The sequence below is a fragment of the Pseudoalteromonas sp. N1230-9 genome (assembly GCF_032716425.1).
Classification (GTDB): Bacteria; Pseudomonadota; Gammaproteobacteria; order Enterobacterales; family Alteromonadaceae; genus Pseudoalteromonas.
Window position 1 is genome coordinate 1,256,540 of record NZ_CP090419.1, and the last position, 22,802, is coordinate 1,279,341.

The 22,802-nt window shown below is 40.1% G+C and carries 22 protein-coding genes and 1 tRNA gene; 16 read left to right on the forward strand and 7 right to left on the reverse strand.

Translation table 11 applies throughout. The features are described from left to right. Nucleotides 1-26: 26 nt before the first annotated feature. From LY624_RS05870 to LY624_RS05890, 5 genes are all read right to left on the reverse strand, one after another. The gene (locus tag LY624_RS05870; RefSeq protein ID WP_341804108.1) at nucleotides 27-1,316 is read right to left on the reverse strand and encodes a sensor histidine kinase; all 1,290 of its coding nucleotides are present in this window, start codon (nucleotides 1,314-1,316) and stop codon (nucleotides 27-29) included. Nucleotides 1,317-1,328: 12 nt separating this feature from the next. Beyond that, nucleotides 1,329-2,036: a response regulator transcription factor gene (locus LY624_RS05875; protein WP_130151281.1), complete on the reverse strand. Its 708-nt coding sequence runs from the start codon at nucleotides 2,034-2,036 to the stop codon at nucleotides 1,329-1,331. A gap of 16 nt (nucleotides 2,037-2,052) precedes the next feature. After that, nucleotides 2,053-2,436, reverse strand: a complete 384-nt coding sequence (locus tag LY624_RS05880; protein ID WP_341804109.1) for a DUF3019 domain-containing protein — start codon at nucleotides 2,434-2,436, stop codon at nucleotides 2,053-2,055. Continuing rightward, entirely contained in the window at nucleotides 2,426-3,265 is an 840-nt protein-coding gene (locus LY624_RS05885; protein WP_341804110.1) for a MipA/OmpV family protein, read from the reverse strand. Before LY624_RS05885 ends, LY624_RS05880 begins: the two co-directional genes overlap by 11 nt. Before the next feature lie 177 nt (nucleotides 3,266-3,442). Next, nucleotides 3,443-4,249: a hypothetical protein gene (locus LY624_RS05890; protein ID WP_130151284.1), complete on the reverse strand. Its 807-nt coding sequence runs from the start codon at nucleotides 4,247-4,249 to the stop codon at nucleotides 3,443-3,445. A 115-nt stretch (nucleotides 4,250-4,364) separates the two neighbouring features. Between LY624_RS05890 and LY624_RS05895 the strand changes: the two genes are divergently transcribed. Continuing rightward, the gene (locus LY624_RS05895) at nucleotides 4,365-5,522 is read left to right on the forward strand and encodes a serine hydrolase domain-containing protein (protein WP_341804111.1); all 1,158 of its coding nucleotides are present in this window, start codon (nucleotides 4,365-4,367) and stop codon (nucleotides 5,520-5,522) included. A 66-nt stretch (nucleotides 5,523-5,588) separates the two neighbouring features. Here the strand turns inward: LY624_RS05895 and yhbY are convergent, their stop codons facing one another. Continuing rightward, complete coding sequence (yhbY, locus tag LY624_RS05900; protein WP_062570568.1) at nucleotides 5,589-5,885, reverse strand: ribosome assembly RNA-binding protein YhbY; 297 nt, start codon at nucleotides 5,883-5,885, stop codon at nucleotides 5,589-5,591. Between the two features lie 89 nt (nucleotides 5,886-5,974). On the opposite strand from yhbY, the gene rlmE reads away from it, so the two are divergent. From rlmE to LY624_RS05970, 14 genes are all read left to right on the forward strand, one after another. Then, nucleotides 5,975-6,604 carry a 23S rRNA (uridine(2552)-2'-O)-methyltransferase RlmE gene (gene rlmE / locus LY624_RS05905; protein WP_062570569.1) on the forward strand — a complete coding sequence of 210 codons (630 nt, stop codon included), beginning with the start codon at nucleotides 5,975-5,977 and terminating at the stop codon, nucleotides 6,602-6,604. 66 nt (nucleotides 6,605-6,670) lie between these two features. After that, on the forward strand, nucleotides 6,671-8,611 hold the full coding sequence (gene ftsH / locus LY624_RS05910) for an ATP-dependent zinc metalloprotease FtsH (RefSeq protein WP_445936724.1): 1,941 nt from the start codon (nucleotides 6,671-6,673) through the stop codon (nucleotides 8,609-8,611). A gap of 157 nt (nucleotides 8,612-8,768) precedes the next feature. Next, nucleotides 8,769-9,617, forward strand: a complete 849-nt coding sequence (folP, locus tag LY624_RS05915; protein ID WP_237119437.1) for a dihydropteroate synthase — start codon at nucleotides 8,769-8,771, stop codon at nucleotides 9,615-9,617. Continuing rightward, a complete protein-coding gene (gene glmM / locus LY624_RS05920; RefSeq protein ID WP_237119436.1) occupies nucleotides 9,610-10,965 on the forward strand; it encodes a phosphoglucosamine mutase in 1,356 nt (451 codons plus the stop codon). The genes folP and glmM overlap by 8 nt, the downstream gene beginning before the upstream one ends. A gap of 69 nt (nucleotides 10,966-11,034) precedes the next feature. After that, complete coding sequence (gene tpiA / locus LY624_RS05925; protein WP_341804113.1) at nucleotides 11,035-11,784, forward strand: triose-phosphate isomerase; 750 nt, start codon at nucleotides 11,035-11,037, stop codon at nucleotides 11,782-11,784. A 1-nt stretch (nucleotide 11,785) separates the two neighbouring features. After that, a complete protein-coding gene (secG, locus tag LY624_RS05930; protein ID WP_062570574.1) occupies nucleotides 11,786-12,133 on the forward strand; it encodes a preprotein translocase subunit SecG in 348 nt (115 codons plus the stop codon). 76 nt (nucleotides 12,134-12,209) lie between these two features. After that, nucleotides 12,210-12,294 (forward strand) — tRNA-Leu (locus LY624_RS05935). A 187-nt stretch (nucleotides 12,295-12,481) separates the two neighbouring features. After that, nucleotides 12,482-13,426, forward strand: a complete 945-nt coding sequence (locus LY624_RS05940) for a general glycosylation pathway protein (RefSeq protein ID WP_341804114.1) — start codon at nucleotides 12,482-12,484, stop codon at nucleotides 13,424-13,426. Between the two features lie 359 nt (nucleotides 13,427-13,785). After that, nucleotides 13,786-14,259 (forward strand): hypothetical protein, encoded by a 474-nt coding sequence (locus tag LY624_RS05945; protein WP_237119432.1) that lies wholly within the window; start codon nucleotides 13,786-13,788, stop codon nucleotides 14,257-14,259. Between the two features lie 46 nt (nucleotides 14,260-14,305). Continuing rightward, nucleotides 14,306-14,782, forward strand: a complete 477-nt coding sequence (locus LY624_RS05950) for a hypothetical protein (protein WP_130151291.1) — start codon at nucleotides 14,306-14,308, stop codon at nucleotides 14,780-14,782. Nucleotides 14,783-14,833: 51 nt separating this feature from the next. Further along, entirely contained in the window at nucleotides 14,834-15,532 is a 699-nt protein-coding gene (locus LY624_RS05955; protein WP_237119430.1) for a fimbrial biogenesis chaperone, read from the forward strand. Beyond that, on the forward strand, nucleotides 15,532-16,230 hold the full coding sequence (locus LY624_RS05960) for a hypothetical protein (protein ID WP_341804115.1): 699 nt from the start codon (nucleotides 15,532-15,534) through the stop codon (nucleotides 16,228-16,230). The genes LY624_RS05955 and LY624_RS05960 overlap by 1 nt, the downstream gene beginning before the upstream one ends. Nucleotide 16,231: 1 nt before the next feature. Beyond that, the gene (locus LY624_RS05965; RefSeq protein WP_341804116.1) at nucleotides 16,232-18,640 is read left to right on the forward strand and encodes a fimbria/pilus outer membrane usher protein; all 2,409 of its coding nucleotides are present in this window, start codon (nucleotides 16,232-16,234) and stop codon (nucleotides 18,638-18,640) included. Further along, a complete protein-coding gene (locus LY624_RS05970; protein WP_130151295.1) occupies nucleotides 18,630-19,478 on the forward strand; it encodes a hypothetical protein in 849 nt (282 codons plus the stop codon). The genes LY624_RS05965 and LY624_RS05970 overlap by 11 nt, the downstream gene beginning before the upstream one ends. Here the strand turns inward: LY624_RS05970 and LY624_RS05975 are convergent. Next, nucleotides 19,459-20,049: a LuxR C-terminal-related transcriptional regulator gene (locus LY624_RS05975; RefSeq protein WP_130151296.1), complete on the reverse strand. Its 591-nt coding sequence runs from the start codon at nucleotides 20,047-20,049 to the stop codon at nucleotides 19,459-19,461. The genes LY624_RS05970 and LY624_RS05975 overlap by 20 nt on opposite strands. Nucleotides 20,050-20,561: 512 nt before the next feature. On the opposite strand from LY624_RS05975, the gene LY624_RS05980 reads away from it, so the two are divergent. Further along, complete coding sequence (locus LY624_RS05980) at nucleotides 20,562-22,784, forward strand: TonB-dependent receptor (protein ID WP_237119426.1); 2,223 nt, start codon at nucleotides 20,562-20,564, stop codon at nucleotides 22,782-22,784. The last annotated feature ends 18 nt before the right edge of the window (nucleotides 22,785-22,802 follow it).

A 22,802-nucleotide genomic window follows, 5' to 3' on the forward strand; every position in this document is an offset into this window, starting at 1 on the left:
TAACAATTAACACAATTGAAACATATTCAAAGGCTTTTATTTTGAATACTGAGGGTAAAGCACGCGCCACCAAGAGACTGGCTTTTTGATACGCTGACAGTGCCATGATGCCAATCAGCCACTTTTGCAACAATCGCTAGGCCTAAGCCATAGCTTTCACCATCACGATTTCGGTGACTCTGTTCTTGAAAGAACGGACTGAATATTTTCCCCCAGTTTTTTTTATGCACTCCTGGGCCATCGTCTTCTACTTTAATAGTAACCAAGTCTTGGTTGTAGGAGGCTGATAAAACTATTTCGGAACGTGCAAAGTCACAGGCATTACTTAATAGGTTTACAATCGCACGTGCTAACCAATCTAAGTCGGCACATATATGTCCTTGTTTTATGTCGTGACTGATACGCAAAGAACCTTGCTCAAGCTTAGGGTGAACTTGTTGAATCAAGCTAAGTAAGTAGTTTTCTAGGTCAGATTCGCTAAAGGTTAGTTTATTTGCTTTTTGCTCTAAGGTAGCAAAAGCGAGATAACTTTTTAGCATTGACTCCATTTGATCTAAATCTTGCTCCATTCGAGATAAGTACTCAAGACGCTTTTCTTCATTAGTACAGTCTTGTGCGGCTTCTAGACCGAAGCGTAGGCAAGCAACAGGCGTTCTAATGTCGTGCGATAAACTCGAAGCCATTAGCTTGTTTTCATCAAGTAGTTTCTCTATTTGATTCGCCATGCGATTGAAGGTGAGCTCGACGTCTTTAATATAGGTAAAATGAGATGGTTTAATGCGGGTTGTTAAATCACCTTTGGCGAAGCGTTGCGCGGCATCATTAAGGATGCTGAGACGTTTTGCAAGTGGAGTAATAATAAAGCCCATAAAGACACATAACCCAGCATAGAAGAGTAGGGTAAGGAGAACATCATTCCCTTGATCATGTAAATGCGCTTTCTCTAGACGCATTTTAAGATGGTGTGAGCCAAGTGCTTGCTCGCTATAGAGTAAGTAGTATCCTTGTTGATCTTCAAGTATTAAGCCTGTAGGCATTGTAATTTGTGAGAGCAAAGAGTGAGGAAGTGCTAATGCTTGAGTTGAGCGATACTCTAGCTGCACGTTGAAATCTTGCTCTAGTTGCTTGATTGCATTCGCGCGTTTTTCCGCAGGCAGTACTGACAACTGTTTAGTAAACCCTTTAATCATTTGGGTTTGGCTATGAAAAGTATCTTGCGGTTGATGAGTTTGCTGGCTAAATGCGTCAATTAGCCAGCCCAATATGATTATTGATAGCAGTGCACTGCCCAGTAATGAAATATAAAACTTTTTCACGCGTTATATCATCTATTGCCACGCTGTCGCGACGAGCAAGTAGCCACGCCCCCAGATGGTTTTAATTTTTTCAGGGTGTTGGGGATCATCATTAAATTTTTTGCGCAGTGACGAAATAAGCACATCAACACTTCTGTCTAAGCCATCATACTCTCTGCCTTTTGTTGCTTTAAACACGGCATCGCGCGACACAACCTGACCTGCATTGCTTGCCAAATAATGCAGCAATAGGTATTCCGCACTTGAAATATGCACTTCTTGATCAGCAAGAAACACAGTGCGTGATTCGGTATCTACAGTAAGTTTGCCAACAGTTATGTTTGGATTTTCTAAAAGCGACTCTTTGTTATCAATATTTGCACGTAAGGCCGTTTTTATACGGGCTAAGAGTGCTCGTGGTCGTACAGGTTTCATCATGTAATCACTTGCGCCGACTTCAAGGCCAATTACTTCGTCCATTTCATCGTCTCTGGCTGTGAGCATAATAATAGGCGCTTGGTAAAACTGCCTCAATTCTCGGCACACACTAATACCATCTTGACCAGGCAGCATGATATCTAATAAAACTAAGTCCGGTGGTGTCGCTCTGACTTGCTCAATTACTTGGTCGCCACGTTGACAAATTGTCGTTTTATAGCCTTGCTCAGTTAAGTACTCTGCGACCCACTTAGCCAGTGAAATATCATCTTCTACGAGCAGAATAGTGCCATAATGTTCCATCTTTTACTCCAAACAATTAAAACAGGCGCCAACGGCGTTTCTTTTGACGATTTTGATACACCCACTGCACCTGTATTTCAGTGGTATCAACGACCTTGCCATTGTTACTATTGACCAATTCAAAGTTGACTGTTTCAGCAGAGTCAAACTGATAGCGAAAAAGGCCAGTTTGTTGCATAAGCCAACACTGCATAATATGTTTTGTGTGACCGTCGCGTAAGCAGTAATTACCCTTTGGTTGATGCCATGATACTTCTACATCGGCATAGCAATTACGTCCTTCACGCAGGGCAACACATGTGTCAGGCAGTGACACAAGGCTTGCCTCTTCATTGGGCTGCTCTTGCACTTTGACACTGACGATAGGGAGCGCTAATAAGAAATAGTATTTAAAAAACATAGCGCAGGCCTACCTTGGCTTTGTGCTGATATTCTTGGGAGACAATTGGGCTTTGATGAATATCATCAGAAAACCATGTTGATAGCCAGCCAGTTAAAAATACCCAGTTTTGGTTTATTGGGTACTCAGCATGAAACTCAAAGATAAGACTGTATGATGTGCTTGGGGTGTATACAGGTCTATTTGAATTGGCTTCAGAAGGAGTAATACCAAAATAATAGTTAGTAAAGTCTTCAGAATAAGCACTTAACCCGATACCCGAACGAAACTCCCAATTACGCCAAGGAATTATTTGACTAAAGAAACTGTTCATCACCCAGCCGTTGTGCGCGCCTGAAATATCATGCAAATACTCAAAAGAGATCTGTGAATTATCAAATCGTCTTGATAGGCGCAGTCCAACATCAAAGTCATAATTTCTGCTTTTAATACCAGCAAGCTCTTCGATTACATCTTCTTCGTAAAAGGCTAAGCCTGTTTCATCAAACCCAGATTGAATATTTGTACCAACTAGGTCCAGTCCCCATTCAAACTTATCAACTATGCTGTAGCCAATAGTTAATCCACCACTTAATTGGCTTTGATCATAATCAAGGTAAAAGTGGTCGTAGGAAAGGGCAAGATGAATGTCTGGCTCAAAGCCGTCATTGTAAGAGTCTATACCGACTAAATAAGAGTCTTCGATATAGTAACCAGCCCCAATTCCCCAATCCCATGCAAAACCTTGGCTGGGTTCTAACGTATTATCAGCGTAGTAACGGTTGCTTGCATGGGTCGATGTTGCCAATAAAGATAAGCAAAAAAATAGTATGGCGCGGCTGGTTTGCAAGTGTGTTATCCTTGTTACAAATAAGTGAAATCATCATTATATACGCAATTAGTATATTGTTAAGGAGTTCCCAAAATCTGTAAAAAAGTGTAGTCGAGTCGTAAAGGTGTTAGGGAAGTGTAGCTTAGAAGTAAGAAATAGGTGTTTGCACTTTTGCTAAGTGCAAACACCAACTTTTTATTGAACTTTAATTTTATCGATTAAGATACTTGTAAGGTAATACTGCATCATAGGCGTAAGAGCACTGATTTCAGTACGATTACATGGGCCTTGCTCTTTTGTTAAAGCACTCATGCGAGAAATTGTTTGATATTGAGGTATCACAATATCGGTATTGTTTATACGCGACATACGCGCTTGTTCCGTATTTTGCTCATTGACGAAGCTGGCAACTTCTAGTTCGTTCTTGATCAATTGCTGTTGCTCAAAGCTATAGATGAGTGGTTCACGGTGAAAGCTTGCACTGTCTATAGATGACTTCGCAAACCATACAACATCGCCTGTTTTTTTATGGGTTAGTCGCATACTCACCTGTGCTTGAATAGTAGCACATTGTTGAGTTGGGAATTGCTCTGCTACTTGATCAAAAAGTGGCAATGGTTTTTCAGGTGTCACTAATTGGTATTCGGTATCGTCAACAAGTTCTAAATCTAGCTGGTGGATTGACAATGTGTAATCTGCTTGTCCATTTTGTACAACTTTTAATTGTTTTTCATTTAATGCTTCTGTTATTTGCGCATATAAAGTATCTGTAACACTCGTTTTATCAGCAACAATTGAAACGGTTTGGTTTGTATTTACTGTATGCGCAGGTAGTTGTACCGATTTAACTTTTGGGGCTGCATGTTCAGTTTTATACTCAATTTGGAAACGTTGGCTTTTAAGCGACGGTTTTTCTGGCATCGCTAATAAAGGCGCCGGCTCTGGTTTTAGGGCGCAACCAGCTGATATAATTGTAAAAAGCAGTACTACAAGTAAGCGCATAAAGAAAAGTCTACCCATAAAAAAGTTAATATTGTGCGTATTGTACGTTAGTCGAAGCAAAAGTTCATGATATTATGTAATGAGAAACTTCCGAAACAGACTAAAACAATAACGAATGAAGTACACGCTCACTTTTATTATCTTTCTTTTTTCTTCTTTTTTTCTCCTTCTTTTCAGTGGGCATGCTGCAGGCAGTGACTCAAATTGGCAGCCCTTCGTTAGCGAGTACAATAAATATTTAAGAGGAAAATTAAGAGCTAAAGGAATTCCGGGTGGTTCTTTGGCTATTGTTAAAGTGGGTGAGGAAGACTTTATCCAAGGTATTGGTCGAACTAAAATATCAAAAGGGCGAAAAGTAGATAAACATACACGATTTCGCTTGGCTTCAGTTTCTAAAACATTTGCAGGGTCATTGACATCAAAGCTTGCGGCTCAGGGAGAGTTCAATATTGATGATCCGATCAGTAAGTTCATTCCTGAATTCAATAATACTGTCTATAAAGATGATTTAAAAATTTATCATATTCTGAGCCATTCAAGCGGTTTAGTGCCAAATGCCTACGACAATTTAATAGAATCAAGAATGAGTTACCCAGACATTGTTAAACAGCTTTTAACTGTCGAACCTATTTGCAAACCGGGTGAGTGCTATGGTTATCAGAATGTTATGTTCAGTCTCATTGATTCAATTATTTATAAAACAACTCAAATGGATTATGCCCATTGGATAGCTGAATATATTTTTGCACCATTAAAAATGACGGATGCGAGTGTAGGCTACGAAGGTATGGTGCGTGACAATAATTATGCTCACCCTCATGTAAGAGGAAGAAAGCGTTGGTACACCTCTCGCTTAAAAAAGAATTACTACAAGGTAGCGGCCGCTGCGGGGGTTAATGCCAGCGCTAGTGATATGGCTATTTGGTTAAATGCGCAGCTAGGCCAGTACCCTGATGTATTGCCGCTGGATGCACTTATAAAACAAACGCGACCATACACCCATACAAAAAAAGAAACACGGCGTCGCGTATGGCGAGGGCATGTAAAAGATGCCTACTACGGCCTTGGTTGGCGAGTATATGATTACGATGGTGAAGTACTCTATTACCATAGTGGTTGGGTACAAGGCTACCGCAGTGACTTAGTTGTTTTTCCACATTTAAATATTGGTTTTAGTTTAGTGCTTAATGCGGAAACCGGGTTGATTAATGAGCTAACAACAGAATTTATCAATCGCACACTGAAATATGCGCGAGAAAGTGAATCGAACTAGTTATATATTTCGGCTAGGCATTAAAAAAGCCAGCAAGCTGGCTTTTTATAGAATTGGCTTTCAATCTTAACCGCGAGGTAATTGAATCTTTTTCTCTTCACTTTGACGGTAAAGAACAATGGTATGGCCAATTGTTTGAAGTTTCACAGCACCGGTTTCGCGAACAATTGCATCGAAAATTAATACTTTTGTTTCACGTTCATCCGTTGGTACTTTTACTTTAATAAGCTCGTGGATATCTAGAGCGCTTTCAATTTCAACTAAAACGCCTTCGGTTAAACCGTTTGCGCCAAGTAATACCACAGGCTTTAAACTGTGTGCTTGACCTTTTAAAAACTGCTTTTGTTTGTTCGATAATTTCATGATGTTACAAATTTTGCTGAATATGGCTTGAATTAAGGGTATTCTAACGCCATCTAGAGAATATTACTAATTAGTTACGTATTAATTTTATGGCAAATAAAAAACATTCAGCTAGTTCTAAGCGATGGCTGAAGGAACATTTTGACGATCCTTATGTTCACGAAGCGCAGAAGAAAGGTTGGCGCTCTCGTGCGGTATTCAAATTAGATGAAATTCAAAATAAAGATAAATTAATTAAACCAGCCATGACTGTGGTTGATTTAGGTGCTGCTCCAGGAAGTTGGTCACAGTATCTTGCTGAAAAGGTGGGTGATAAAGGCCAAGTTGTTGCCTGTGATATCTTGCCAATGGATTCGTTAGCAGGCGTAGACTTTTTGCAAGGTGACTTTCGAGAAGAAGCGGTATTAGATGCGCTATTAACGCGCATTGATGGGAAAAATGTGGATGTTGTATTTTCTGACATGGCTCCCAATATGAGTGGTAATACATCGGTTGATCAGGCAGGAAGCATGTATCTAGTTGAGCTTGCATTAGATATGTGTCACCAAGTTTTGAAGAAAAATGGTGCTTTTTGTGTGAAAGTTTTCCAAGGTGAAGGGTTTGATCAATACTTACAGGACGTACGTAATAGCTTTAAAGCGGTCAAGATCAGAAAGCCTGATGCATCGCGTGCCCGTTCTCGGGAAGTTTATATAGTGGCGACGGGATACAAACTGTAGTACAGTTGTGCTGCGTTAAGTTGAATTTATATTAATTGGATACAAGAGGTTAACCCCTTGAGCGATATGGCGAAAAATCTAATACTCTGGCTGGTCATTGCAGTTGTGCTAATGTCAGTCTTTCAGAGCTTTAATGGTGGCGATCAGGCTGATCGCCAAACAAGTTATACCCAGTTTGTTAGCGATGCACGTAGTGGCGCTATTCAAGAGGTTTCTATTGAAAGTAGTTCAGGTACGATTACCGGCACCAAAACTAATGGTGAGCGCTTTCAAACTATCATGCCGATGTACGATAAAGATATTTTAAATGATCTTTTGAAAAGCAATGTGAATGTAAAGGGTGTAAAACCTGAAGAGCAATCTTTCCTCGCCAGCATTTTAATCTCTTGGTTCCCAATGCTGCTGCTAATTGGTGTGTGGATATTCTTCATGCGTCAAATGCAAGGTGGTGGCGGTAAAGGTGCGATGTCTTTCGGTAAGAGTAAAGCGCGCCTAATGAGCGAAGACCAAGTTAAAACAACCTTTGCTGATGTTGCTGGCTGTGATGAAGCAAAAGAGGACGTTACTGAGCTTGTTGATTTCTTACGTGATCCATCTAAATTCCAAAAATTAGGTGGTAGCATTCCAAAAGGTGTGCTCATGGTAGGTCCTCCAGGTACAGGTAAAACGTTACTAGCCAAAGCCGTTGCTGGTGAAGCAAAAGTGCCGTTTTTCACAATCTCAGGTTCTGATTTCGTAGAAATGTTCGTTGGTGTGGGTGCATCACGTGTACGTGACATGTTCGAGCAAGCTAAAAAAGCAGCGCCTTGTATCATCTTTATTGATGAAATCGATGCCGTTGGCCGTAAACGTGGCGCTGGCATGGGTGGTGGTCACGATGAGCGTGAGCAAACACTTAACCAAATGCTTGTAGAAATGGACGGCTTTGAAGGTAATGAAGGTATTATCGTTATTGCCGCAACTAACCGCCCTGATGTACTCGACCCTGCATTATTACGTCCTGGTCGTTTTGACCGTCAAGTTGTGGTTGGTTTACCTGATATTCGTGGTCGTGAGCAAATTCTTAAAGTGCATATGCGCAAAGTACCATTGGGTGACAACGTAGAAGCAGCAGTTATTGCACGCGGTACACCTGGTTTCTCGGGGGCTGACCTTGCTAACTTAGTAAACGAAGCAGCATTATATGCAGCGCGTGGTAACAAGCGTGTTGTCAGCATGGCGGAATTCGATGCCGCCAAAGATAAAATCATGATGGGCGCTGAACGCAAGACCATGGTGATGAGTGAGCAAGAGAAAGAAATGACTGCTTACCATGAAGCGGGTCACGCGATTGTTGGTCGTATGGTGCCTGAACACGATCCAGTCTATAAAGTGTCTATTATCCCTCGCGGTCGTGCATTGGGTGTAACAATGTACCTACCTGAGCAAGACCGTGTTAGCCACTCTAAAGAGCTTTTAGAGTCAATGATTTCGAGCTTGTATGGTGGTCGTATTGCTGAGGCACTTATATACGGTGAAGATAAAGTGACGACAGGTGCAAGTAACGATATCGAACGTGCTACTGACATCGCTCGTAAAATGGTGACTCAGTGGGGCTTGAGTGAAAAGCTTGGTCCATTACTTTATGCTGAAGACCAAAACGAAATGTACATGGGGGGTGGTGGAAGCCGCTCGATGAGCATGTCGGATGAAACAGCAAAAGTTATTGATAGTGAAGTGCGCTTGTTCTCTGACCGTAACTATGAACGTGCTGAACAAATCTTAAAAGACAATATTGATATCTTACATGCAATGAAAGATGCATTGATGAAATATGAAACCATCGATGCAGGTCAAATAGACGATCTTATGGAACGTAAGCCAGTTCGCGAACCTCGTGATATGCATGATCGCAGATCGGACGAGAAGAAAAGTACAGAAAAGCCGGCTGAGCCAGCCTCACAAGAGCCGAAAAATGATGATTCAGCCAAAAAGGATGAAACAAGCCTTGATGATAAAGCGGAATAATCGTTAAAATAGTATAAGCAAAAGCCCCGAATGCCGGGGCTTTTTTGTAGACAAATTTTAAGATACCGTCTTTGCAATAATATTTATTAGCGAAATAGCTATAACTGTTTACTCAAATGTATCTTAGCCATTGCTATACATGCCGTAAAGGTGATAAATGACCGTTCTTAACTTACCACGAGGTCGCACTTTACACCTCGACTCCCCAGTTGTGATGGGGATTTTAAATGTCACACCCGATTCATTTTCAGACGGCGGCAGCTATTGCCAATTAGACAGCGCTGTCAATCAGGCCAATACACTATTAGAACAAGGCGCCTTAATTATTGATATTGGTGGTGAGTCAACCCGTCCTGGCGCACCAGATGTTTCGTTAGAAGATGAATTAGCAAGAGTTATTCCTCTTGTAAAAGCGCTTCGTGAACACAGTGATTGTGTTATTTCAATTGATACCAGCAAAAGTGAAGTGATGCGCCAAGCTATAGAAGCAGGTGCAGATATTATAAATGATGTGCGAGCTCTTCAAGAGCCTGGTGCGATTGAGGTGCTTGCTCAGTACCCAGATGTGGCAGTGTGCTTAATGCACATGCAAGGGCAGCCTCGCACAATGCAAATGGCCCCGCAATACGATGATTTGTTTGCTGATATCAATAGCTTTTTTGCTGCGCGTATCGAAGCGTGTGAGCAAGCGGGTATTCAGCGAGAGCGAATTATACTAGACCCAGGTTTTGGGTTTGGAAAATCGTTGGCACATAACTATCAAATCCTCGACAAATTCGATGATTTTAATCAATTCAAACTACCTGTTTTGGCGGGCTTATCTCGAAAGTCTATGATAGGTAATTTACTAAATAGAGACACGAGTGAGCGCTTAGCTGGTAGCCTAGCCGGCGCACTTATTGCTGCACAAAATGGCGCAAAGATCATTCGTGTTCATGATGTATTAGAAACTGTTGATGCCTTAACCGTTTGGCAGGCGTGTAATAAAGGATTTTTAAATGAGTAAAACAAGAAAATATTTTGGCACGGATGGTGTTCGCGGTATGGTTGGGGAATACCCAATCACCCCTGAGTTTGCTTTAAAACTAGGTTGGGCTGCAGGACGAGTTTTATCAAAGATTGGCACTAAAAAAGTGATCATTGGTAAAGATACGCGCATCTCAGGCTATATGTTAGAAACGTCTCTTGAGGCAGGCTTAATTGCCGCAGGTATTGATGTGGTTTTACTCGGGCCTATGCCGACTCCAGCTGTTGCATACCTCACACAAACATTCCGTGCTGAAGCGGGTATTGTTATTAGCGCTTCTCATAACCCTTATCATGATAATGGTATTAAATTCTTTTCTAGCCGGGGTTTAAAACTCCCTGATAATGTTGAGCTAGAAATTGAAGCTATGATGGATGAGCCAATGACGTGTGTTGCATCCGATAAACTCGGAAAAGCACGCCGCTTAGAAACGGCCGATGGTCGCTATATTGAGTTCTGTAAGAGCCAGTTCCCGCAAGGATTATCACTTGAAGGGTTAAAAATAGTGCTCGATTGTGCCAACGGTGCTACCTACCACATTGCACCATCCGTGATGCGAGAACTAGGCGCAGAAGTAATTTGTCATGCATGCGAGCCGAATGGAGTAAATATTAACCTTGAGTGTGGTGCCACTCATGTTGAAACACTTAAACGCAAAGTGCTTGAACACAATGCTGATGTAGGTATTGCCTATGATGGTGATGGCGACCGTGTCATGATGGTTGATCACAATGGCCGTGTATTTGATGGTGATGATATTGTTTACATTATTGCTTGCCAAGCTGCAAACGATGACATGCTTGGTGGTGGTGTTGTAGGTACCGTCATGTCTAATATGGGACTTGAAAATGCGCTTAAATCACGCGGTATTGATTTTGCCAGAAGCAAAGTCGGTGACCGCTATGTAATGGAGCTACTACAAGAGAAAGGGTGGAAAATTGGTGGTGAAAGCTCAGGCCATGTATTAAACCTTGATCTAATTAGTACAGGCGATGGCATTATTTCGAGCTTACAAGTGCTTGCAGCAATGGTTGCACAAAATAAAACATTACAAGATCTAGGCGCGGGTTTCACAAAATACCCAATGAAAATGATTAATGTTCGTTATCCTCAAGGAACCGACCCTACACAAGCTCAGGCGGTGATTGACTGTGTGGCTGAGGTTGAAGAAAAACTTGGTAACACTGGGCGTGTATTACTTCGTAAATCAGGCACTGAACCCGTTGTGCGTGTAATGGTCGAAGCTGAGCAAGAGAAAATTGTACTCGATAATGCTCAGAAAATCGCTCAAGTTGTCGAATCTGTGAGCAAACAAACCGAAGCATAACAATAACCTCTTGTAACTTTGGGCAAGTCGAGTTAGTATCTTGCCCGCTTTCTAATGTGGAGTGGAATTATGGCAACACGTAAGCCAATGGTTGCAGGTAATTGGAAAATGAACGGCTCATTAGAGCTCGTTGAACAGTTATCTCAGGCAATTAAAAACGTTCAATCGGATGAACTGGATATTGTGGTTTTTCCACCATTCCCATTGATGAGTAGTTTGCTACAACGTGATGTGCTTGTTGGCTCACAGACTGTATCTGAGAATCAAGCAGGTGCATTTACGGGTGAAGTCGATGCGCAGCTTATAAAAGATTTAGGCGCCACATACACATTAGTTGGTCACTCAGAACGTCGAAGTATTTACGGTGAGTCAGACCAAAGTGTTGCAGAAAAATTCGCCCGTGCGCAAGAAGTAGGCTTAACACCTATCTTATGTGTTGGCGAAAGTGAGCAACAACGCGAAGCAAATGAAACCGAATTAGTGGTTGCAGCACAAATTGATGCTGTAATTGATAAATTAGGTGTAGCAGCACTAAAGAATTCTGTGGTAGCATACGAGCCCGTTTGGGCCATTGGCACAGGTAAAACTGCTTCACCTGAGCAAGCTCAAGCTGTGCACAAATTTATCCGCGAAAAAGTCGCTTCACTGGATAGCGATTTAGCCGCGCAGCTAACCATCTTATATGGTGGTAGCGTGAATGAAAAAAATAGCGAATTATTATTTGCACAACCAGATATAGATGGCGGCCTAATTGGCGGCGCAAGTCTAAAAGCAGACTCATTCACTGCAATCTGTGAGAGTGCAAAAGGGACCGTATAAGATGTACGAAATTTTATTAGTAGTTTATTTAATCGTTGCTTTAGCACTTGTTGGTATGGTTTTAATCCAGCAAGGTAAAGGCGCAGACATGGGCTCATCATTTGGTGCAGGTGCTTCTGCCACTGTGTTTGGTTCATCTGGTGCTGGTAACTTTATGACTAAAACAACGACAATTCTTGCCACAGTATTCTTTGTGTTAAGTATTGTTCTAGGTAACCTTACAGCTGGTCAAATTAAAAAGACTGACGAATGGGAAAATCTAGAAGCTGCGCCAGCTGTTGAAACAGTAACGCCAGCACAAGATGATGTGCCTGTTACTGAAGAGAAAAGCTCTGACGTACCAAACTAATTAGCGTTGCTAAATTAGGTTAAGCAGTTACTTTCCTCAAGTAATAATAACGCTTAACAACATACAAAAATTGTATGCGGATGTGGTGGAATTGGTAGACACGCCATCTTGAGGGGGTGGTGGCTTAGGCCGTGGGGGTTCAAGTCCCCCCATCCGCACCAAATTTGAAAAGCCGTTACTTAACAGTAACGGCTTTTTTCATTTTCTCCCCTCTTTGCACTAGTCTGGTGCTTTTACTTTAGAAAAAGCCTTTCTTATATTTCTAATATTCTGAAAAATAAATAAAATTAATCTTGGAGCTTTCCTTGCTTATATTACCTGTTATTACTTTATAGGCGAGTTTAGAGCATGGCGAGAATGAGTTATTTAAGTGCGATAGAGCGATATGAAGAGCATCAACATCTGATTCATGATTTGTTGCTGTCTATTTTAGCGAGTATTCAAACATCACTTAAAAATCAACAAAATTATCAGCAGCTAGTAGAGCAATATCCATTTCTAGAATTACAATATTGCTTAAATGGGCAAGGGATACAACAAGGTCATAATGTCTGTTTCAAGCGGCAGTATTATAGGGAATTAGCACATAAAGGTGCGGGGCAAGATTTGAGTACACGCCCTTATTTTTTGCTTGCAAGTAGCAACGAAGATGCACATTTTACCTCGCCATATATTTCAACTGCTACGAAACATTTGTGCATATCGGCCGTGAAGTTAATACAAACAGATAATCAAGATAACCACTATCTAGTTGTAGATGTGTGCCTAACTGAATTGATTGAGTTCATCTTAGGGGATACACAGCGCGCAAATATGACGCCTTATTTTAAAGCCGGTTATGGGTTAATTGTTAGTTGTTTATTCTGCCTAGTAATTTACTTACTCTTTAAGGTGTTTGATGGAATGTTTTCTCTTTTGCTAGGAAAACAAGGTCAATCAGATCCAATTCAGCCTTTCACTATCATTATCTTTGTCACCTTGGCTTTAGCTATTTTTGATTTGGGGAAAACTATTTTGGAGGAAGAGATCCTCATGCATAAAGATATTTTTCGCCACAGCTCAACCAGACGAACAATCACACGGTTTATCTCAACGATTTTGATTGCGGTCTCAATAGAGGCATTACTTACTATGTTTAAGGCTGCTCTAGGACAAGTTGAGTACGTAATACCTGCGGTTCTAATGATGTTCGCAGTTGTCGGTTTATTATTAGCATTGGCGGTCTATGTCTACTTAGGCGCAAAGGCAGAAGATGTATTAATGCAAGTTCAACGCCTCAAAACAAAGCAATAAGAGTGAAATTTTTGGTTGTAAACAGGCTTAGATACAGTCATTAATTGTTATGAAGTTTATTTTTGTTTATACAAAATAACTGATTTGTCGTGGTATTTGTTTAAAGCCTATTTATAGCCTTATTTCTAATAGAAGAAGCTGAATATTACCTGAATTTTGAGCTGAATGTTAACTGAATAAGGTGTTGGGCTTAGCCTCTGTGAGTATGAAATTAGCGTTTGTTTAGCCTGTATTGATAAACAGCCTCTGTCTATTTTTTTGGAGCTCATAAATAAGCTAAGCAAATAGCAACAACCTTTCTAGAAAAACTCCTTTACACTTCTTCCGTGTTAACAAACCTGCTCAAAGGATATGGGTGAATGATGAAAAAATGCATGTTATTTCTTTTCATTTTTAGCACTTCTTACAGTGTAGCCTCTGATGATGTGAGTTTAACATTGGAAGGATACATAAAAGCAAAGTGCGGTTTTACAATGCAAGAAAATGATTTGCAATTTCCACATAATGGTTTGATTAGCACTGAGTTAGTTATTAACTGTAACTCACCAATGAGGATGTCATTGCATTCTGAGCATGGCGGATTACTTCATTTACAGGGCAGGAAAGTCAACGGGTACAGGGTAAGCTTATCAGTAGCAGGGCTATCGCTAAGTGAATCATTCTTAGCGCGAAATCTTATTGATTCACATACTCTGAATATTGACCAAATCTTGTTTAAGAAAACGATGAATTTACAGTTAGAGTTAACAGAGCCACTAATATATGCAGGTGAGTATAAGGATATCTTGCGTATAGAGATGACGCCAGCCGCCAGTTCAGGTGGGATTTGGTAAGTCATTAAGAAACAATGCTTAAATAACATGGATAAGGAATAAACTAATGAAAAAATTAATCACACTTTCAGCAATCGCTGTTCTTACTTCTGGTACTGCTTTAGCGGAAAACCTAAACGTTGGTGGTGCAGTTGAGTCAATTTGTGAAGTTAGCAATGTAAACACAACAACATATTTTCCTGCATTAGCAAAAGATCAAACAAAAACAATTGGCTTTGAATTGCAGTGTAACGATGCTGACGGCGCAACAATGTCTTTAACGACAGCCGAAGGTCACTTACAAAACGCAGACCGCGAAGACCAAGGGGTAGGGTACACAGCTGAATTAAATGCGAACCCATTCGCTTTTACACTTGTTGCTGAAAATGGTCACAACGACCAAAGCGTTGAGCAAAGCCAGCCAGGTTCTTTTGCTCTAGCTGCAGGCGGTGTTGCAGGTACAATCGAGTTAACTATTACGCAAAACCCAGTTTTCTCTGGTACTTATGCTGATACGTTAATGTTAGCTATTACAGCTAACTAAACTTGATGAAAAAAAGAGCAGCTAATGCTGCTCTTTTTTATGGGAGATCATATGCGCTTTTTAATCATATTTTTGACTTGTTTTTGGTCATTACATAGCTATGCATTCCAAGTTCAGCCCATGGTTGCTGAGTTAAAGCCTTCAGGTTCAAATTCACAGCAAAGAATTAGGGTTATGAATAATTCAAATGAACCATTAACTATTGAACTCACAGCGTTTGATTTAGAAATCAACAAGGCGGGCGATGAAGAGCTGAAGCTTAACGAGGAAGATTTTTTGATTATTCCTATGACGACAATCGTTCAGCCTGGAAAAACACAATCTGTATTGGTCCGTTATATTGGTGATCCCGCTATATCAGTATCAAAGTCGTATCGTATAGCTGTTGATCAAGTTCCTGTCGATATTAATGAAATTAAACAATCTGGTGTTGGTATGTCGGTAAGTTTTAGAACGCTGTTTAATGTCGTACCAGAACAAGCAACTGCTAAGTTATTAGTAAAAGAAAAGCAGTTAGAACAAGCGGGTGTTTGGAAAATATTACTTGAAAATGAAGGTGACAAATTTATACGCCTTTCCCAAGCAAAGTGGCTTTTTAAAAATCAAGAAGAGCAGCTTTTATTAGAAGGTGAAGAGCTCAGTAAAGCCTTAAGCGGCAAGCTATTATTACCACACTCTGAGCGTGAGGTAACTATAGAAGTACCGGCTAAGTTTTCACCGCAAAATAGTCAGTTAGAGGTGCTATTTTAATGCGTTGGTGTTTGGTTGCTTATTTATTTATGTCGCTATCTTGTTTTGCTATAGAAGTCACCCCCATGGTGCTTACTTTAGATCCAACGATGACCTCGCAACCAGCATATAGCACGGTAAGAAATACGTTAAACCGTGATTTAGCGTTTGAAATAGAAGTGTACGAGGTTGACTTTTCAAAGAAGCTGCCTCAATTTCATTACCTTGACGAGCCACCGATCTGGGTGTTTCCACCCACGATTTACCTTACAAAAAATGAACAACAACGCATTCAGTTTCGCTGGAACGGTAATACCCCTAAAACAGATAAAACATATCAAGTTACTTTGGTTGAACAAGTTGTGTCTGGGCAAACAAGCGAGGTATCGCAGCTAACAATGTTATTAAACGTGAATATGATTGTGCACGTACATCAACAAGCGTTTGAGGCTAATTTAGTTGTTGAGAATATCAACTGTCTTGAAAAACAATGTAGTTTTGATGTTCGTAATTTTGGTGATGGGGCTTCACGTCTAAGTGAGTATGAAATAATTATTAGCTCCAAGGATAAGCCGCAACTAACTTTTGATAAACAGCAACTAAAAGCATTGGGCTACGATGTTTTCTTTGCGCCTTCTGCCATCTCTCATGTTTCTATTCCAATATTAAAAGAAGGACATGTTGATTTAACTTCTCCTACAGTCATTTTGAAAAAGTAACATGCGTGCCTATATTTGCTTTGTTTTCTTCGTTTTGGCTGCACCTATATATGGGCAGATCAATCCCACATCAGAGCCTATTGAATTAACGGTTGATACACGGATTAATAAAAACACGATTGGCAGCATTACTTTGATTGTTACACCAAAGGATAAATTAGTGCTGAAGTGGCCTGAGATTGAGCCGCATTTTGCGCCAATTTTATTCGCGCAAAGCCTAGAAAATATTGCCAAGCAAGCTAACTCACAACAGCAGCTTATTGATGTTGATAAGTTAGAAAAGATAGGCATTGAAGTAACGTTCTCTATGCTCGATTTTAGTTTAGATATAACTGTGCCACTTTCAATGACAAAGCCTAAAAGTCTAAGTGTTATATCGTACCGTCAAGGCTTAAAACCCACAAAACCAGCCTCCGTGAGCGGCTATTTAAATCTACGCTCTAGCTATTTGTATCAACTAGATAAAGAACGAGATTTAACGCAAAGGCAACTGACTGTAAGACCCGAAGGAGTTATAAACTTCCACAGTTGGGTATTAGAGAACGAAGCCGAATATGAGTCAAATGATAAAAAAAGTAACTTTAAACGTCTTGGGACACGTTTGATACATGATTTACCTGAGCAAGGGATGCGCGTTTCTGTTGGTGATAACTATAGTTCTGGAAGTTATTTTCAATCAACTACTAGAATGCTAGGGCTATCGCTTGCTCATGATTTCTCTCTTGTTTCTGACCGGCCGATTCGTCCAAGTGCATCACAAAGCTTTACGCTTGAGTCTCCCTCATCAGTTGAGGTGCTTGTTGATGATCGTTTAGTACAACGTTTGAATTTAGCAGCAGGTATTTACTCATTGAACGATATCCCGCTTGACGAAGGTAATAACAATATTGTGCTGCGAATAACGGATAGCGCAGGTGTGGTTCGATTGGTTAATTTTACAGTGACCACAGGTCTAGATTTGTTTGCACAAGGGCAGCTGGAATATGAGGTCCATTTAGGTTTTCCAAGCTCACTACGAGATAAATTAACTTATGCTTGGGAAAAACCACTACTGTCTTCGTATTTAGATTATGGTGTAACACCAAGTTGGACTATAGGTATGTCGGCACAAGGAAATGAAGATGCTCAGCAAGTTGGTTTAAAACAAATCTATGCCACACCACTAGGTCAATTAGCTTTTGAAAATACCTTGAGTTTTAGTGATAGCAATGGTTATGCCTATCGCCTAGTTTATAGCACGTTTAATGACCCATCATATAATGGCATAGACTTTACATTGGGCTATGAATACACAAATCGAGATTATCGTAGGCAAAGTTTTTCTGGATTACAAAGTGACGGGTTAAGCCAAAGAGAACATTTTATTCAAGCTAACCTCAATATTGTGTCCGAAACGAGAATGCAAACATCCTTGTACTCCACGTTTTCACGACGCCATGATCAAGCACAGTTTGATAAATCAGCAGGTCTTGTGCTCTCTTCAGAGCTATTTAACCATCAATGGCGTTATTCACTTGGAGGGCAGTGGGAAGATATAAATGCACAGTCGCAATGGGGGTTTAGTGCCTCTATTACTTATAAGTTTTCAAATACGCGACGGGTGAAGCTTAGTCATCAATCTAAACGTGATAAGACTCGCTTTGAGTTTAATCAAGATGGTAATCAACGATATGTAGGAGCATTGAGCGTTCGATCTGGACTTGAAAGGAATGAGCTAAACGAAGCTATTTTTGATCTAAATACCCAATATAATGCTAACCGTTTTCTAGCAAGTTTTGATCACGGAACTTATTACAAACAGTTAAACTCGCGTACAGCCTATCATCAAAGCCGCTTAAGTGGTGCTGCAAGTCTTGCATTTGCAAATACAAGTTGGACTGTTGGAAAGCCAATTGAAGATAGTTTTGCCTTAGTATCTGCTCATAGTAGTTTATCCGGCAAAAAGATCAGTTTAGGTAGAACAGAATCGCAATACAGAGCAAGTAATGCTGACTTTAATACAATATTACTCAGTGATATCAACGCTTACGATAATTCCACAGTGACACTTGATGTCGATGATTTAGCGCCTGGTTATGATATTGGGGCGGGTGCAATCACATTTTACCCTTCATACAAGAGCGGCCATGTTGTGACCGTTGGCACCGATGCAAATATTTCTATCATTGCAACGCTGAAAACAACTGAAAACGAGCCTTTGGCATTACAAGTGGGTACTGCAAAATGTATTGATGAAGAAGCGGCGGAGCCTCTTACATTCTTTACCAGTAAAAGCGGACGTTTTGCTTTAACAGGTCTTGAACCTTGTCAGTACCAGATTTCTTTGAAAAGCGTCACTCACAAAGCGCTTTTAATCGACGTTATAAAGGGTCAACAATTACAAAGAAAAGGAGTTATTTATGTTCAGTAAAATGCGTTTAGCTAAAAAAGTGATACTAATTTTCTATGTTATGCCCTTATGCAGTTGGGCAACATGTGATGCGACAATAGAAAGTATTCAGCAAGGTGTTGATAACCTCTCTGGGTATCATTCCTTACAACGAACGGACGCTGAAAAACAGCTCACACTTTATACGACAGCCACTGATGATTGCACACTTTATGTAGCTTTAAGTAGTGAAAATAACTTCCAATTTATCGGGCAGTATCAACATATTCCTTATCATATTGCCTCTTCAAGTTCGCTATTGAGTGGTCAAGTAAGCAGATTAGCCGTAGAAGACGGTCAAAGTAGCTTTGCGCTTAGTATAGCGGCTGGTACACCCGTCAAGGCAGGTCAGTATCGTGACCGGCTAACATTACAGTTAATGAATGAAAATTATGAGGTGTTGGATGATTATGAACTTAACGTTGATGTGAACATACCTGCCAATGTGTCCTTGTCATTGTTAGGTTTCAGTAGTTCACACAACGTTGTTAATCTTGGAGAGCTAATTGCGAATAAAGAATATACGATGTTACCCACACTGAAAGTGGTTACAAACGCAGATGTCGCTATAAAAGTTGATTCCGAGAATAAGGGGAAGTTAATACACACTCTCTATCAAAGTCGCTTTAAGATTGACTATTCATTGATAATGAATGAAAGAAATATCGATCTTAAACAGCGCTCAGTAAAAACATTTTCGTTTTCGGATCAAACTGTTTTCTTATTACCTCTAAAAATAAAATTGGCTCAGTTTCAGAACCAAGCTGCAGGGCATTATTCCGATACAATTAGGTTTCAAATTAGTCCGCTGAACTACTGAATTTACTTAAGTTTTTTTCGCACCATTGCAGAGCTTTTTGCTTATTTTTAACATTTATCTTTTGATAGATTTTATGTAAATGAACACGCACAGTTGCTTCACTGATGAACAGCGAATCTGCAATTTGTGGGGAGCTTGCGCCACTCCAAAGTAAATTAAGAACTTTAATCTCCTTAAAGGTGAGGTTATTAGATTGCAAAGTTGTTTTTTCTTCAGAGGCAAGTAATTCCCTCATCCATGTGTCAGACACTGTTCGTGGAAACCATAAATCTCCTTTTCCAATCGCTTCTAGGCCTTGCTTGAAAATATGCTCCTCAGTACCTTGGTAAAATAAGCCTTTTAATTTTGGCCATTCTTTAAGAGAGGTCACATCTGCATCGTAAGGAATATTAAAAATCACAAGATTAGTGTAACCCCGTGCGTTCATAAATTGAGCTATCATTTCTTGTGTTGTAAGTATATTAAGGGAATCAAAATTTATAAGTAATGTTTCACTTTCATCAGCAACACAATAAGATAGAGAACACACAGAGTAAGGCTTGTTGTTTTTTCTATTAACGAGATTATCCATATCCACACCAGTATTATTAATTATCGTAAAAATATAGTTTTAATGAATGGTTTTCAACTATTAGATTGAGACATTATGATAGTTAAAAAGTACTGGTGTTTAGCTGTTCTGACTATTTTTGTAATAAAAATATAAATTTTTTTCTGGATCAAGAGGTAAAATATTCCTTTTATTTCTGCAAATGATCTCTTAAAGCCTTGTACTGTTAAGCAATTACTCTATTATTAATTTTAGTGATGTTTTGTTTTATTAGTATTCATGAGGGATATTCATATAAGCGTTTATTTTAGTTTAGTTTTCTAATGCGTTATGTTTAGTTGCTTCATCTGAACATGAAACAAAAAGAGGTTTTTTTATACACTTTTTCATTAAATTTAAAAAAATTATACATGTTTTCACAAAACTGACATATAATATCCTTCCAGAGGAAAGATGCTTAATGCTAAGCATCTTTTTTTATGCCTAAATTTCACAGGCAAAAAAACACACACACGGTATCCTTTGGAGTTTTAATGAAATTACGTCATCTCTCACAAATAAGTGTTGCGATACTCGCAGCCTTATCTACATCAGCGTTTGCTGAGCAAGAAAAAACCACCGCTAAACAAGATGCTTTTGAAAAAATAGAAGTAACAGCACGTAAGCGTACCGAAAGTATTTTTGAATCACCAACAGCGGTTACGTCAATAGGTGAAAACCTTATTGATAAAGCGAATATGAGTAATTTGGAAGACATTGGTAAGTATGTGCCAAATTTGAATATTACGCGTTATGGCGTTGGTAATGCTGCACATGCATCTGTATTTATCCGTGGCATAGGTTTGCAAGATCATGTGATCACCACAGATCCTGGTGTCGGTGTTTACCTCGATGGTGTTTATTTAGGTCGTCAAATGGGCTCAAACCTATCACTACCTAATGTTGATCGTGTTGAAGTGTTACGTGGCCCACAAGGTACATTATATGGGCGCAACACACTTGGTGGCGCAGTAAACATTATTACTAAGCAACCAGGTGATGAAGGTATCGTTACAACCACAGCTAAAGTAGGTAGCCGCGGTCGTTTAGCAGGTGATGTTTATTTCAATAACAGCTTAACCGATACGCTTAGTATGTCGGCAAGTGTGTCATATAAACAGCGTGATGGTGTTGGTGAAGCTATTAATCTTGCCAATCCAGAAAAAGAGATCGGCGAAGAGCAAGAGTTAAGTGGCCGTATGGCACTTAAGTGGCAGGCTAGCAATGACTTATCGTTAACTTTCTCTTTAGATGGTGTTGATAACGAGTCAGGCCAATCACCTTACACTATTGAGCTTACAAGTCCGCTTGATGCAAGCGATCCATTTAACGGCGATTTCCCGTTATTGACAGCAGACATGCTACCAAGCGATCCAGATGATTTGGCAACGACTGTAGCAGGTATCGAGTCAACGGCTTATTCCGGTTGGGGTACGTCACTTATTGCTGATTGGGATATCAACAATACTTATACCGCTAAGTTTATTACAAGTTATCGTACGTCAGAGTACGAAGGGGGCCTTGATGATGACGCTGTCGCACTCAACTTATCAGAGTTTCCTGAAGAAGGTGGTGCAGATCAGTACTCATTTGAAATTCAGTTGAATGGTAGTTTCGACAATATGGACTTCGTTTCAGGTTTATATTTCTTTAATGAAGACGGCTTCACCAGCTCTGGTCCATTTGTATTTAGTCCATTTAACACGCCTAATGGGTTATTAAATGACGGTGTTACTCCATCATTTGGCGACTATGGCTTTTTTGATATTAACCAAGAAACAAACTCGTATGCAGCGTACATCAATGCAAGCTATGATCTGACTAATGAGCTGACAGTAGGGGGTGGTCTTCGTTATTCAAAAGATAAAAAAGAGGCTGATGCACTTTTCCCTTCATTCCCATCGCGTAAGTTCGTGAGCGCAGATTTTGATGCTGTAACATGGGATATCAACGCCTCGTATCAACTGTCAAATGACATGAACTTGTATGGTCAAATTCAAAAAGGCTATCAAACAGGCGGCTTTCCTCCTCGTCCATTTGGCGGCCCAGATCAATTTGTATCATTCGATGAAACTAAAGCAATTAACTATGAAGTGGGTCTAAAAGGACAAGTACACGAAAATATCTCAATGATGCTAGCTGTATTTGTAACTGATTACACTGATCTAGCGCTACCATTTTCAGATCCAACAGCTGGTGGCGGATTTGTCACGATTGTTGAGAATGCTGGTGAGTCTAAAGCACAGGGTATTGAACTAGAAACAACTATAGCCATCACTGACGATTTTACTCTGCGCAGTGCCATAGGTTACCTTGATTCAGAGATCACAGAAGTGGATGATGGCGTAATGGGGATCGGTAAAGGTGATTCTCCAGCTTTGACTCCTCGATGGACCGTGATGCTTGCACCTTCTTATTTCATGGATTTAAGTAATGGTGGCACATTGGCTATTAACGCGAACTACTCATATCGTAGCGATATGCAGGGTCAATCTGTGTTTAATCAAAGCGAACACATTGAGTCACGTGAACTTGTAGGTTTCAATATTTCTTACTTAAACCCATATGGTGACTTTGAAGTAACCTTGTATGGCGAAAACGTATTGAATGAAGTTTATGATGTGGGTCGATTGCAGCAATCGGGCTTTGTCGGTGTGATGCGTAGCAATGACCGTAGTGAGTTTGGTCTTAAATTCAAAAAAGACTTTGAACTATAGTCTAACCAGTAAAGTAAA